The sequence below is a fragment of the Acidimicrobiales bacterium genome (assembly GCA_036491125.1).
Taxonomy (GTDB): domain Bacteria; phylum Actinomycetota; class Acidimicrobiia; order Acidimicrobiales; family AC-9; genus AC-9.
Genome location: DASXCO010000169.1, coordinates 18,815 through 32,517 on the forward strand (window position 1 = coordinate 18,815; position 13,703 = coordinate 32,517).

At 71.1% G+C, this 13,703-nt stretch carries 14 protein-coding genes; 4 read left to right on the forward strand and 10 right to left on the reverse strand.

What is annotated here, in order from left to right; translation table 11 throughout:
• The first annotated feature begins 3 nt into the window (after positions 1-3).
• On the forward strand, positions 4-882 hold the full coding sequence (locus VGF64_13190) for an LLM class F420-dependent oxidoreductase (protein HEY1635709.1): 879 nt from the start codon (positions 4-6) through the stop codon (positions 880-882).
• Here VGF64_13190 and VGF64_13195 read toward each other — a convergent pair whose 3' ends face one another.
• On the reverse strand, positions 883-1,644 hold the full coding sequence (locus VGF64_13195) for a class II aldolase/adducin family protein (protein HEY1635710.1): 762 nt from the start codon (positions 1,642-1,644) through the stop codon (positions 883-885).
• Between the two features lie 61 nt (positions 1,645-1,705).
• Between VGF64_13195 and VGF64_13200 the strand changes: the two genes are divergently transcribed.
• Positions 1,706-2,335: an RDD family protein gene (locus VGF64_13200; GenBank protein ID HEY1635711.1), complete on the forward strand. Its 630-nt coding sequence runs from the start codon at positions 1,706-1,708 to the stop codon at positions 2,333-2,335.
• A 314-nt stretch (positions 2,336-2,649) separates the two neighbouring features.
• Here VGF64_13200 and VGF64_13205 read toward each other — a convergent pair whose 3' ends face one another.
• Both VGF64_13205 and VGF64_13210 read right to left on the reverse strand, forming a co-directional pair.
• Positions 2,650-3,645, reverse strand: a complete 996-nt coding sequence (locus VGF64_13205) for a phosphatase PAP2 family protein (GenBank protein HEY1635712.1) — start codon at positions 3,643-3,645, stop codon at positions 2,650-2,652.
• Positions 3,646-3,700: 55 nt separating this feature from the next.
• Positions 3,701-4,432, reverse strand: a complete 732-nt coding sequence (locus VGF64_13210; GenBank protein HEY1635713.1) for an alpha/beta fold hydrolase — start codon at positions 4,430-4,432, stop codon at positions 3,701-3,703.
• Positions 4,433-4,531: 99 nt separating this feature from the next.
• Between VGF64_13210 and VGF64_13215 the strand changes: the two genes are divergently transcribed.
• The gene (locus tag VGF64_13215) at positions 4,532-5,947 is read left to right on the forward strand and encodes a hypothetical protein (protein ID HEY1635714.1); all 1,416 of its coding nucleotides are present in this window, start codon (positions 4,532-4,534) and stop codon (positions 5,945-5,947) included.
• A gap of 4 nt (positions 5,948-5,951) precedes the next feature.
• Complete coding sequence (locus tag VGF64_13220) at positions 5,952-6,713, forward strand: crotonase/enoyl-CoA hydratase family protein (GenBank protein ID HEY1635715.1); 762 nt, start codon at positions 5,952-5,954, stop codon at positions 6,711-6,713.
• Positions 6,714-6,725: 12 nt separating this feature from the next.
• Here the strand turns inward: VGF64_13220 and VGF64_13225 are convergent, their stop codons facing one another.
• From VGF64_13225 to VGF64_13255, 7 genes are all read right to left on the reverse strand, one after another.
• Positions 6,726-7,118: an NUDIX domain-containing protein gene (locus tag VGF64_13225; GenBank protein ID HEY1635716.1), complete on the reverse strand. Its 393-nt coding sequence runs from the start codon at positions 7,116-7,118 to the stop codon at positions 6,726-6,728.
• Entirely contained in the window at positions 7,115-7,624 is a 510-nt protein-coding gene (locus tag VGF64_13230) for a GNAT family N-acetyltransferase (protein HEY1635717.1), read from the reverse strand. Before VGF64_13230 ends, VGF64_13225 begins: the two co-directional genes overlap by 4 nt.
• A complete protein-coding gene (locus tag VGF64_13235; GenBank protein ID HEY1635718.1) occupies positions 7,624-8,277 on the reverse strand; it encodes a hypothetical protein in 654 nt (217 codons plus the stop codon). The genes VGF64_13230 and VGF64_13235 overlap by 1 nt, the downstream gene beginning before the upstream one ends.
• Positions 8,278-8,316: 39 nt before the next feature.
• Complete coding sequence (locus tag VGF64_13240; protein ID HEY1635719.1) at positions 8,317-8,763, reverse strand: universal stress protein; 447 nt, start codon at positions 8,761-8,763, stop codon at positions 8,317-8,319.
• Between the two features lie 100 nt (positions 8,764-8,863).
• Positions 8,864-9,352 carry a DUF4193 family protein gene (locus VGF64_13245; GenBank protein HEY1635720.1) on the reverse strand — a complete coding sequence of 163 codons (489 nt, stop codon included), beginning with the start codon at positions 9,350-9,352 and terminating at the stop codon, positions 8,864-8,866.
• 504 nt (positions 9,353-9,856) lie between these two features.
• Positions 9,857-11,509: an FAD-dependent thymidylate synthase gene (locus tag VGF64_13250; protein HEY1635721.1), complete on the reverse strand. Its 1,653-nt coding sequence runs from the start codon at positions 11,507-11,509 to the stop codon at positions 9,857-9,859.
• 81 nt (positions 11,510-11,590) lie between these two features.
• A partial coding sequence (locus tag VGF64_13255; protein HEY1635722.1) for a hypothetical protein occupies positions 11,591-13,703 on the reverse strand: 2,113 nt, incomplete at its 5' end.

Consider the following 13,703-nt stretch of genomic DNA (forward strand, 5'->3'; position numbering starts at 1 on the left):
CGTATGCGTATCGGATTGTTCATCGCGACCATCAATCCCATCGCCACCCCCGAGTTCCTCGCCTCGATGGCACGTGGAGCGGAGGAGGGCGGCTTCTCGTCGGTGTGGGTGGGGGAGCACGCCGTGCTCGTCGACGAGTACGAGTCACGCTATCCGTACGCCGACGACGGCAAGATCCCACTCACGGGCGACGTCGGTCTGCTGGAGCCCTTCGACGCGCTGTCGTTCCTGGCCGGGGTGACCTCGACGGTGCGGCTGGGCACGGCCGTGTGCCTGCTTCCCCAGCGCAATCCCGTCTACACCGCCAAGGACGTCTCGACGGTCGACTGGTTGTCGGGGGGTCGCTTGGACTTCGGCATCGGCGTGGGCTGGCTGCGGGACGAGTTCGAGGCCGTGGCCGCGCCCTTCGAGCACCGGGGCGAGCGCTGCCGGGAGTACATCGAGGTCATGCGCAGCCTGTGGTGCGAAGACCCCTCGGAGCACCAGGGGAGGTTCTATTCATTGCCTCGCTGTCGGATGTTCCCCAAGCCGGTGCAGGAGCCGCACCCGCCCCTGTACTTCGGGGGCGAGAGCGACGCCGCCCTACGCCGTGTGGCCGATCTCGGCCACGGTTGGCACGGCTTCAACCTCGCCGCCGACGAGGCGGCCGAGCGGGTGGCCCGCCTGGAGCGCATGCTCGAGGAGCGGGGCCGGACCCTTGCCGACGTCGACGTGACCGTCTCGTCCTATCTCAAGCCCGTTGAACCCGAGAGCGTCGCCGCCTACCGGGATGCGGGGGTCGACCAGCTCGTGCTCCCCGCCTTCGCCACCGACAGTCAGAAGATGAGCGAGCTTCTCTCCGGACTGTCGGAGCGGTTCGTGGAGCCGGCCGGGGCGCTGTAGCTACTCGAGCAGGTCGGGCTGCTCCCGCACGATGCGGTCGTAGAGCGGCTGGAAGCTGAACCAGCCGGCAATGTTGCTGCCGACCTGCGTGGACGTGAGCTTGGCCATGTCCTCTTCGATCAGCACCGGCTTGCCGGCGGCCTCGGCGAGGAGCTGAGCCTGGCACGAGCGTTCCATGGTGATGAACCACCAGGCCGCCTCGTCGACGGACTGGCCGACGGTGAGCAGCCCGTGGTTGCGCAGGATGACGGCCTTGGAGTCAGCGAGGGAGTGGGCGAGGCGCTTGCCCTCCTCGAGGTCGAGGACGACACCGGTGTAGTCGTCGAACAGGGCGTGGTCCCCGTAGAAGGCGCACACGTCCTGGGTGATGGGGTCGAGCTTGCGTCCGAGCGCCGACCACGACTTGCCGTAGATCGAGTGGGCATGGGCCGCGGCCACCACGTCGGGACGGGCGGCGTGGACCTGGGAGTGGATGGCGAAGGCGGCGGTGTTGACGGTGTAGTCACCCTCGACCACCTCGCCCTTGTCGTTCACCAGGATGAGGTCGCTGACCCGGATGTGGCCGAAGTGGACGCCGAAGGGGTTGACCCAGAAGTGGTCGAGACGCTCCGGATCCCGCGCCGTGATGTGGCCGGCGACTCCCTCGTCGAAGCCGAACCGCGAGAACAGACGAAACGACGCCGCGAGCCGCTGCTTGCGGTGCAGCCGTTCGTCCTCGACGGACGAGAACTGGGGCGGCAGCGGGAGACCTTTCTCCGGCATCTGGACACCTCCGCGAAAGGGATCTGACCAGCCGATCCTAACGGTCCCGGTCGGCTGTCGGGTGCGGGGCCCCGGCTGGTACGTTCTCGGCAAAACGGCTCGGCGGGGGAGTCCCGTCCGGGTCGGCGAAGGAGCAGCCCTGAGCACCGATCGCCCGCTCTCGGAGTCCGGCCGCGACGAGCACTCGGCCCCGGCGTCGAGGGGACCGGCAGGCTGGGCCGAGCCGCGCTCGGCCCAGTGGCGTGACCGCCGCTCTGGCGGGGTCGCCGGGACACAAGCGGGGCCAGTCGACGAGGAGCCGCCCCCGAGACAGGCGTTGCTCGCCCACTGGGGATTGCGGGTGGCTTCCTACCTGGTCGACTTCGTGGCCCCGTTCCTGGCCGCGGCCATCCTCGTCAGGGTGTGGGCGCCGGCCGGGTTCGTCGCCTACGTGGTCGCCGTGGCCTTCGTGGTCTGGAACCTGGTGGTCCAGGGCGTCACCGGCCAGTCGGTCGGCAAGCGCCTCGTCGGCACCATGCTGGTGCGACAGGACGACGGCGAGGTCGTGGGTCCGTGGCTGTCGATCGTGCGCTACCTCGCCCACATCGTGGACGTCCTGCCGCTCTACGCGGGGTTCTTGTGGCCCCTGTGGGACCACAAGCGCCAGACCTTCTCCGACAAGCTGTGCCACACGGTCGTCATCGTCGCCTGAGGGGCGTGAACGTCGCTGTCGTAGATGCCATGAAGGCGCCCGAGAACGTCCGATTGGTGCCCGTTCGAGGCAACCTGCAGCGGCTAGGCCCCAGAAACGCCAGCTGAACGCGACGAGCTCGGGCGCGACAAGCCTGCCAGGGCGACTCGGTCGTGCCGAGATGCGGTCGGCGGGCTCGAGCAGCCGGGGAGGGGTTCCGGAGGCAATCGGAGCCGTCTACGGGCTTCCCACGAACTCAACTTTACATAACGTACATTCTGGGCGGCCGGGGTAGGGGTGTATCGGGTCTCGAGAGGGGTGCCGCCACCGCGGGCTCAGGCGCTGACGCCGACCTCGGTGGGGCTGTCGTCGCCGTCCGCAGCTGGTGGTGCGGTGGGCGCGCCCGTGGCCCCCGGCTCGGCGCCCGACGACGGGACTCCCGGCACGGCCCCGGAGGTCGGCGGGCGACGGCGAAGACCGCTCACGCGAAGCGGGTCGACGAGTGACACGATTCGACCAGGAGCGCTCGTGAGCCATGAGTCGGCTGCCCGGAGCCATCCGGCCGGCACCTGCAGCCAGGCCGGGTGCGGAAGCACGCCGCTGAGGGCGGCGATCGGCGAGACCGTGAAGGCGGGACGGGGGAGTTGGGTGATGGCCACCCCGAGGGTGAACACGACCACTCCCCCGGCGGCGTCGAGGAAGTAGTGGTTGGCGGTGACGATGATCGTGAACAGGGTGACGAAGGGGTGGAGGATCAGCAGGGCCTTGATCCAGCGACGGCGGACGACAGGGACCAGGGCGAAGACGCACCAGAGGGCCCAGGCGATGTGGAGGCTGGGCATGGCGGCGTAGAGGTTGCCGGCGTCCTTCATGAGGGCCGAGTCCCAGCTGCCGATCCCTCCGATCACGTTCAGGGTGTCCACGAAACCGAAGCTCGACGGCAAGAAGCGCGGCGGCAGCAGAGGGAACGCGATGAAGCCGACGAGGCCAAGGCCGGTCATCCAGGCCAGGGCGTTGCGCCACCGGATGTAGCGCTCGGGGAATCGGCGGAACAGCCACACGAGGGTGACCACCGGGAGCACGAAGTGCACCGTTGAGTAGAAGAGGTCGGACGCCTCGATCAGGAGCCGATGCGGCAGGAACCACTGCTGAATGGCGTGCTCGCCAAAGATGCCGAGGGACCGCTCCGCGTGGACGATCTGGCTGGCGTGGGTGCCGGCCACGGCGTGGGCCCCGGCCGCCTTGCTGCTCGTCCACTCGTAGACGAGGTCGAACGCCACGATGGCGAGCACTTCCTTCCACCACCGCAGCCGCCGCGTCCCCGGGTTCACCGGCATGATCCTAACGAGCCAGGTTGCGTTAACCAGTGCATTCGCCCCATCTGGCTCATGTCGGCAGGGCCCCGAGAAAGCCCAGCGCAGCGTCGATGAAGCCGAAGCTCATCGGTGTGGCCAGGTGGTCCACCCCCTCGAGGACGACCAGGGTGGCGTCGGGCAGGGCGTCGAGCAGGGGCTCAGCCGGGCCGGCGAAGTCCTGGTCCCCCAGGACCACGAGGACCGGGACCCGCACCCCGGCCAGCTCCTGACTGGTCAGCGGGGCGACGGGTCGCCGGAGGCAGGCGGCGAGGGCGAGGGGATCGTTGCCCGGCGTCCGGGCGAACCGGGCGAAGGCTCGGGCGAGGTTGGACTGGGGCGGAACGGCAGAGGTCCCGGAGCCGGGCTCCGAGGCGGATATGGAGCTCCCGGGCGCCGATCCCTCGACGGCGCGGGCGACGACTTCGACATCGTCGTCGCGCAGCACACTCTCCCCTACACCGCCCACCACGACGCGGCCGAAGGCACCGGGTCGGGTGGCGGCGACCGTGAGCAGCAGCCTGGCACCCAACGAGAAGCCGATGGCGTCGACGGGACCATCCGGTGGGAGGAGGGTCGTCAGCTGGGACTCGAGGCCGACGTAGGCGGCGGGGTCGTGGGGCTTGGCCGCCGTCCCGTGGCCGAGAAGGTCGGCGCCGATGACCTCTCGACCTGCATCGCACAACAGGTCCACCCAGCCGGGCTCGCGCCAGTTGCGCTCGAACGACGAGGCGAAACCATGGACCAGGAGGACGGGCACCGGCACGGATCGCCACTTTACGGGTGCGCCCTGGCGTTTCTAGAGCGCCCCGGTCGACCTCGCCCGTCGCAGGCCCCGGTGATCCCGTTGTAGCTTGGCCTCGTCATGTCCCGCAGGATCGACGTGGAGCTGACCAGCGTCCGGGAAGACGGCAGCTGGACGTGGCGCGCAGCTGGGGCGCGCCAGCCGAAGGGCGTGCTGGAGGGCTCCGTGCTCTACGAGGGCGCCAAGGTCGGTGACGTGGTGCGGGCGGAGGCGGAGTTCGAGCTCGAGGGCATCAGCATCTTGTCGGTGCTGCCGCCGAAGGAGAAGAAGCGCGCCGAGCCCGAGCGGCTGGAGATCATCGGTTCGCCGGGTCGACAGGAGGGCGTGACCACGTCAGTGATGCGCCGGAGCGGCCGCCCGGAGCGAGGCCGCGGGGACGGCGATGCGAGGCGGCGGCCGCGACGAGACGGCGGTGACGCGTCGCCGGAGCGGCCCCGTCGCGAGGGCTCGTCCCGCCAGCCTCGGTCGGATGGCGAGGGACGAGCGCGCCGCGGCGACGCCGGTCCGGGAGGCCGGTCCAGGGGCGGTCGGACGCCGGCGGACACGAACGCAGACAAGCGCCGCGATGGCGGCGGGCGGCGCGGACCGCGGCGGGATGCTGAGTCGGGCGGGCGCGCCGCTGGTCGGCCGGCGCGCCAGAGCGAAGACTCCGGAGACGGCGGTAGGACACCACGGCCGAAGCGGCTGAGCCCGGCCACCGTGCACCGCGACGCCGCTCTGGCCGGGCTGTCCCCGGAGCAGCGAGCGATCGCCGAGCAGGTGCTCAAGGGTGGCATCCCCGCGGTGCGCCAAGCGATCGAGGGCCAGAACGACCGGGCGCGCTCGGCCAACCTTCCAGAGGTCAACGGCGAGGCCCTTCTGACGCTCGCCGAAGAGCTCCTTCCACGGCTGAATGCAGCCACCTGGCGGGATCGGGCCGACGCGGCGGCCGGCGCCGTCGACGAGATCAGCCTGCGGGACCTGCGGTCGGTCGTCGCCGGCGCGGACACGGCGACGCGCGACGACGAAAGTCGCCTCCTCGCCAGCACCCTGCGCGAGGCGCTCGAGCGGCGCGTGGGGCACATGCGCGAGCAATGGGTGGAGGAGATCACCCGGGCTCTGGATGAGGGTCGCCTGGTGCGGGCGCTCCGGGTCTCGGCCCACCCACCCGAGCCGACGGCGCGCTTTCCTGGCCAGCTGGCGGTGCGCATGAGCGATGCCGCCGGCGAGGCGATGGCGCCCGACACCTCGGCGGAGCGGTGGACGACACTGCTCGAAGCGGTGGCGGACTCTCCGATCCGGCGGATGGTCAAGCCCCGGGGGCTCCCCCGCGATCCGGCGGACAGCGTGGTCGACGCGGCCCGGCAGGCCTCCGGACGGGTGCCCGCGCTCGCCACCATGCTGGGCATCGGTATGCCGCCGCCGCCGGGTCCACCGCGGCCGCACTCCCCTCGTCCGCCGCGCCCGGCGGTCGGTCGCGACCGGCGGGCGGGCTGACCCCGTGGTCGACTACAGCAAGCGGGGCAATACTGCGGTGCTCACCATCCGCCGTCCTGAGGCCCGCAACGCCGTCAATGCCGAGGTGGCCAAGGGCATCGAGGCGGGTCTCGATCGCCTCGAGAGCGACAGCGAGGTGTGGATCGGTGTCGTCAGCGCCGACGGCCCCGTCTTCTCTGCGGGCGCCGACCTCAAGGCCATCGCCGCCGGTGAGGCGTTGACGCTGTCTACCGAGCGCGGCGGCTTCGCTGGCATCACCCGCCGCGATCGGGTGAAGCCCCTTGTGGCCGCCGTGGATGGGCCCGCCCTGGCCGGGGGGTGCGAGATCGTCCTGGCGTGCGACCTCGTCGTGGCCTCGACGGCCGCCTCCTTCGGCCTGCCCGAGGTCAAGCGATCGCTGGTAGCGGCGGCGGGCGGACTGTTCCGGCTGCCCCGAGCCCTCCCCCCCGCGGTGGCCATGGAGCTCATTCTCACCGGCGACCCCCTTCCGGCCGAGCGGGCGCACGCCCTCGGCATGGTGAACGAGCTGGTCGCTCCCGGAGAGGCGTTGACGGCGGCGCTGGCGCTGGCCGAGCGGGTCTGTGCCAATGCTCCCGTCGCCGTGCGGGAGAGCCGAGGAGTGGCGATCGCCGCCCACACGGCCGACGACGAGACCCTGTGGCAGATGACCGAGGAGGCGATGACCCGAGCCGCTCGCTCGGAGGACTTCGCCGAGGGTCCGCGCGCCTTCATCGAGAAGCGGGCGCCGGTCTGGAAGGGACGCTGACCGACTCGTTCGTCAGAGGACGCCGTGGTCCCGGAGGAAACCGGCCAGGCCGTCGACGAGCGCGACCCGCGGGACCGACGACAGCGGGAACCAACTGGCCTCGGCAGCATCGTCAGCGGCCACCGGCCGTCGTCCATCGGTGACGGTGACGGCGAAATCGAGGATCACGAAGTGGTGTTGCGGCCCGATTCGCTCGGCCCAACCCAACAGCTCGCCGCAGCGCACCTGCAGTCCCGTCTCCTCCGCCACCTCGCGGACGACCGCGTCGCAGATGGTCTCCCCTGCCTCGACCCGGCCGCCGGGCACCGACCATCGTCCCGCTCCCGGCCCCCTCCCCCGCCGCACCAGCAGCAGCTCCTCATCGGCCACGGCCACGGCGCCGACGCAGAGCTCGGGACGGGTCACTGCTCCGCGGGCGGGGTCCGCCCGGGAGGGCGGTCTGATGAGAGGGCCCGGTGCATGACGATCAGTCGCGCCTTGAAGCCGCTCGACTCGAAGAAGTTCTTGCTCAGACGGTCGCCGGGAAGCGCCACGGTGTCCACCCCGGCGCACCCCCGATCGACGAACCAGGCCATGAGGGCGCCCATGAGGGCTTCGCCCACGCCCACGCCGCGGGCGCCCGGCTCCACGAACAGGTCCTCGACGACGCCGAGCTCGGTCCCGCCGGGGAGCGTCTCGGTGCGGGCGGTGGCGTAGCCGACGATCTGGTCATCGACCGTGCCGACCCAAGCTGCTCCGTCGCGATCGTCCAGGGTCCGGGCCAGCGCCTGCTCGACGGGCTCGGGTCGACCGTGGTGCTCGACGAGCAGCGCCCCACCTCGAGCGGCGGAGAGCTGGGCCAGAGCGCTGCGGCTGAGCTCGGCGAGCCGAGGGAGGTCGTCCCGGTCGGCTCGCCTGGCCGCTTCACGCATCAGCTCCTGCCGGGAGCCTGCAGCTGGGCGATGCGATTGAGAATGGTCCTGCGGCCCCTGGTGGCCGCCTCGTAGGTCCTCACCGCCTCCAGCTCGTCCGCAGCGAGGCCGGCCAGGCGCTGGACCACGTGGGAAGCAGACAGCGCGTCGTAGCCCGGGATGGCGAGGGCGCTGGCGTCACCAGACGGCGTGCCCGGTGCCGGTAGCGGTGCCGAGGCGCCCTCCACCGACGTGGACACGGTGGACGGGGGGACAGGAGGGGCTCCGTCGGATCCCGTGGTGCCGTCTGTCGACCAGACCCCTGTGCCGTCGCCGTCGCCGTCCGTCGGGTCCGCCTCCCGGGCCGGCTGTGCCCACGGGTCGGGCTCCCCCGGCTGTGCCCACGGGTCGGCCTCCCGGGCCGCCGGTGCTCCGAACGGCCCGCCTTCCGAGACGCGTCCGGTCGCCTGACGAACCACACGCTGCGCCTCGCGTTGCCCTTGGGCGACGGCGAAGCTGCCGACCATCTTGGCCATGGCGAGCTGGCCGTTCACCCGGGCCCGGCCCTTGTCGATCAGCTGCGGCAGCTCCTCGGTGACCGAGATGGCCAACCCCACCGGTGCGTAAAGGCACACATCGAGGGCCTGCTCGAGCAGTGATTTCCTCTCCGTCATGACCCCATCATTCCTCACGGCGCAGCTCGGCAGGCCCGGTCAGCTGGTGCGCACGATCATCACGTCGCACGGGGCGTGATGGCTCACGGCGTTGGGCACGCTGCCGAGCAGGAAGCGGCCGGCTGAGGACATGCCCTTCGACCCCACTACGATCAGGTCGGCTCGCCGCCGGTCGGCCACCTCGAGCAGGGCCTCAGCGGCGGTACCAGCCTCGGACACGGCACTGGCATCCGTGACCCCCTCCTGCCGAGCGAGCCGGACGGCGTCGCCGGCGTGATCGTCGGCCAATCCGGAAGCCGTGATCCGCCACTTGATCTCCTCGGGGGCCTCGGCCCGGTCGCGGTCCAGGCCCTGGGGGTGGGGGTCGTAGGCGGTCACCGCGATGAAGGCGGCGCCGACGGTGGAGGCCAGCCGGGCGGCGTGCTCGACAGCCTTGGTGGCCGTCTCGGAGCCGTCGGTACCCACCACGATCCGTCGGTAGCTCATGGACGGCCCCCAGAGGACCTGGAGGCGGGTTGGCCCCGCAGCGGGGCTGGACGCGCGAGGCGCCTGCGCCATTGTCCTCGGGCCCGCCTCCCGGGCCGGCCTAGACGCAGTCGCGACACAGCATTCGCTCCTGGTCGGCCAGCTGGCTGGGGTGCTTGACGAGGAAGCACGACCGACACACGAACTCGTCCGGCTGCTTGGGCAACACCTTCGTCGCCGTCTCCGTCCGGTCCTCGGTCTCGGGTGTCTCCTCGTCCTCCTCCTCATCCTCGGCGACGACCAGGCGCTCCTTGAGGATCACGTCGAGGCTGGCCTCGACGTCCTCCTCGTCGTCCTCGTCGTCGTCCTCCTCCTCCTCGTCCTCGGCTCGATCGGTCGTGGCGGGGGCGCCGTTCTTGCTCTCCGGCTCCGCCGCCTCCGCCTCCTCCTCCTCTTCCTCCTCGAGATCCTCGCCTTCGTCGGCCTCTTCTTCCTCGAGCGAGTCCTCGTCAATGAGCTCGTCGTCTGCCAGCTCGTCGAGGTCGGGCTCGTCGAGCTCCTCTTCTTCTTCTGTTTCTTCGTCCACCTGGTCGTCGACGTCTTCGGCCATTGCAGCCCGTCCTTGCTGAGTTCGGCCCGGGAGCCTATACGGCGCCACCTGCTCGTCGAGCGGGCCACAGGTGGCGGGCTCCGGCGCGCAAACTACCGCCTGCCGGCAGGCGAGACGCCGGCCGGCACATCCATCAGACCAGCGGATCCAGGCGGGCGGTTGGGCCCAGGAGCCTTTGGGGCCGTCCGGTGGCCCATTCCCCCGTAACGCAAAAGAGCGCTCGACGGAAGGGTTATTGGGACGTTCTCTACTCGGCTTCCTGGGCCCCCGCGGCCCGCGACCCCCCCTCCCAAGAGAACAAACCACATAATCCCGGGAGGCCCACGACCTGGCGTCCGGGGCGTCTGGGACTCCGCTAGTTATGCCGCGCCTGGAGGTGATCGTCAACCCCGACCTGATCCGGATGACCTGGCTCTTCGCGTATCACCCCTGTTCAAGAGGGTGAAAAAAAACCCAGCCTGCGGGGGATACCCACCGCCCGCGCGGGGGCGCGCTCGGTCGCTGTCAGCGAGCCGGCCGAGCCGTGTGGTGCTGGCGCTCGGATACGCGGCGAGCCTCCGCACGGCGGGCGGCCTCGAGGCGCCCGAGGCCGTTGTCGGCCTGGTCGTCGTGATCGACGAAGCGCATCATCTGGGCCACGGCGTGATGGCCGGCTTGCTCGGCGATGAGGCGGTGCATCTCGCGGGCCACGGTCCGGTAGGCAGGGTGCCCCTGGGAGCCCGACCGGAGCTCCAGGATGTGCATGGCCTCGCGAGCGTTCATCTGCATCACGTAGCGCACCCGGAAGGCGAGGGCCACGGCATACGGAGCCTGGTCCGGGAACTGTGGGGCCAGGGCGTCGTGCAGGGTCGCCGACCGGACCATCGATTCCTCGAACGCCGGCGCCACCCCCGCCTCGACGGCGGCCTCGGGCAGGTCGTACCCAAGGCTGGTGTCGAGCGGCTGCCACTCGATGGTGAGCATGCGATGCCGCTGGAGGTCCCGAAAGGCTCCGTAGTCCGACACCACGTCGAAGCGGTAGGACGTGCGTTCCAGCGCCCGTCCGGGACGGTGACGACGGTTCGTGCGATCGCCCACGTAGGCCTGTACCACCTGGCGCCGCTCGTCAGCAGACATCCGGGCGACCCGCTCGGCCAGCTCGGCCTCCCCCAGGTCGGTGTGTGGGTACAGCATGGCGGCGATGACCTTGTTCTCACCGTCGGGGTCGAAATCCACCAGCGTGACCGGGGGTGGGGGGTCGCCCATACCCGCTTCGCCCGAGGGGAAGAGCCTGGCCGCAAGGTCGTCCATGGCGGTGCGATTTGCGGCCAGGTAGGCCGACCACTCCCCTCCCCGATCCGGGCGGTCCACGCGCTTGAGGAAGGACGGGATGGCCTTGCGAAGCTCCTCGAGCATGAGCTCGGCGTAGTAGCGGGCCTCCGGGAGGGGATGGGCCCGCATGTGGAGGAGCAGTAGCTCGTAGGACTGGCCGGTGCCGTAGATGCCTACGTTGGACAGCGATCCGGCTGGTAGCAGCCCCCGTAGCGCGTCGAAGGCCTTGGCCCGGATCGACTGGCGATAGGCCAGGTCGGAGTCGGTGCTGGCCTTCGGGTACTGGCGGGTGATCCAGGCCTGGACCACCGGCAGCAGCGCCGCATAGGTGTCGAACATCCGGTCCATCTCCCCCACGTAGCGGGCGCCGAGAGGAGACTCGAGGATGGCCGGGTCTCTGAAGTACCGGTAGTGGCCACTGGCCAGGCGGGAGTCGTAGGCGACATAGCGCGTCGACTGCTCCAGGTAGGCCATGAGCCGGCTCCGCTCGAGGACCTTGGTCAGGAGGTTCGACGCCTGCTCGCAGGCGAGGTGCACGCCGCCGAGCTGAGCGACCGAGTCGTCGCCGTACTCGAGGAAGATCCGATCGTAGAGTTGCTCGGCCCGACGAAGGCCGACGGTGGCGTCGACGGTGAGGTCGCCGGTGATGTCCAGATCGCCGACGAACTCGTCCAGGAACAGCCGTCGCAGGCTCTTGGCCGAACGGGAGTACCGGGCGAACAGCGCTCCCTTCACCACCTCGGGCAGGTTGACAAGGGCGAAGACGGGTCCGTCGATGGTCGTGAAGTAGCGCCGCAGGACGTCGGACTCCTCGTCGCTGAAGCGCTCCCGGACGTACGGATGCATGCGGCGCCACATTACGGCCCAGCGCCCGCGGTGGCGGTGGATCCGCCTCCCCCTCCGAGCAGGGCGTTCGCGGAGACGCTGCTAGGAGGCAGCGGCAGCGCCGGCGTCGAGGACCGACGACGCGGCCACGATGTCCCGGAAGAGGTCGTCGGCCGCCTGTCCCGCGGCCCGGGCCGTGCCCGGAACGGGTGCCACCTGCTCGATCTGGCGGAGGAGGTCGATCAGCTGCTTGATGTTGCGTACGAAGTCGCCGCCCGAGACGTCCTCGTCGGCGATGACGCGGCTCAGATCGTCCCCCGCGGCCCATGCCCTGGCAGCCGGGGCGAAGCCGGAGTCGAGTGGTCGGGTCGGGGGTAGGCCCGCCGCAGCCTCGTCGGCTCCCAGCCGCCGAGCCAGCTCCTCGACGGCGCGCCAGCGTCGCTGGAGCTCACTCCTCGGGCCGGCGTGGGCCGCCGGTTGTCCTCCCGGGCCAAACCCGCTCGCGGGAGCGGGCGCCGGTCCTCGGGCTTCGAAGGTGAACACCGACAGCAGCGCGGCGACCGACGGCGGGTCGAGCCCGTCGAGGAGACCGGCTCCGAGTGTCTCGGCCACCAGCAGGTCCGCCTCGTGGTAGATGCGGGCCAGGCGATCCCCGGCCTCCGTCAGCGACCAGCCGTCGACATACCCGCGGCGGCGCAGCAGCCCCAGGACCCGGTCGAACTGGCGGGCCAGTGACTCGCTGCGCCCCCGGACCCGCCGCTCCAGGCGCTCACGCTCGCGCTCCAGCCGGTCGGCGCGGTCGGCCGCTCGCAGGTGGGTCCGCAGCTGCGGACAGCTGGCCACGGGGTGCGAGGCCGCAGCACCGGAACCACCGCGCCGGGCGCCACCTTCATCGGTGGCCCTGCGCCGGGCACGGCCCCGCTTGCCGACGGACGTCGCCGCGCCCTCGGGCTGGCCTTCCGGACCGGCTGTGTCCTCCTGCCGGCCTCCCGGGCCGGCTGTGTCCTCGAGGTCGATACGGCGCAGGGCGGCGGCCGTCTGGCGGACGAAGCGGGCCGTCGACGGGTCGTAGGGCACCGGGAGCTCGATGCGGGCCACGGGGCGGGGTGGAGCGTGGAAGTCGGCCGCCCGGAGGAGGACCTTGCGGGTGTCGACGGTGACAGCGCCGAGGCGCACGTCGCCGCCACGGCGTCGGGCGGTCGTGATCACCGCCGCCGGTCCGGAGGCGACGGCGGTGGGCATGCGCAACACGTCGCCGGGCCGGATCCGATCGAGGGCCTCCTTGATCTCGGTCCGTGGGCTGTCGGGGTGCGGCTGCTCGGTGCCGGCGGCAGCGGACCGTCGGGCGGCGCCATCGAGGCGCCGGAGCTCCTCGACGTCGCCTCGGTCGCAGCTCGCAGCCCGCCGGGCGTCGGCCAGCGCCGTCGTGGTGCGCTCGAGCCGGGCCTCGAGGTGGACGACGTCGGCGTCGGCCCGGTACTGGGCGAAGGAAAGGTTGAGCAGGTGGTGGGCCTGGTCCGACGGGTAGCGGCGGACCAGGTTGGCCGTCATGTTGTAGGTGGGTCGAAAGGAGGACGTGAGCGCGTAGGTGCGGGTCGACGCCAGCCCCGCCACCTGGGAGAACGGCACGAAGCGATTCCACAGCACCACGGCGTGGCCCACCTCGTCGATCCCGCGCCGTCCAGCCCGCCCCGTCAGCTGGGTGTACTCCCCCGCCGTCAGCGTCTCGTGTCGCTCGCCGGTGAACTTGGTCAGCTTCTCGATGACCACGGATCGGGCCGGCATGTTGATGCCCAGCGACAGCGTCTCGGTGGCGAAGACCACCTTGACCAGGGCTGCGCCGAAGCAGGCTTCGACGGCCTCCTTGAAGGGCGGCACGAGGCCGGCGTGATGTGATCCGAGGCCGGCCTCCAGCCCCGTGAGCCAGGCACCGTAGCCGAGCACCCGGAGGTCGTCGTCCGACAGGGCCTCGACCTTGGCCTCGGCGATCTCCCTGATCTGGCGCCGCTCCTCGGGAGTCGTCAGTCGTACTCCGTCGTCGAGGCACTGGCGGACGGCGTCGTCGCAGGCGGCCCGGCTGAAGATGAAGTAGATGGCGGGCAGCATCGACTCCTCGCCGAGGCGGTCGACCACCTCGGACCGCCAGGGCGCGTACAGCCGGCTGCGTGGTCGGCCGTACGGTCGACGTCCCGGTGACGCGCCTTCGAGCGCGGCC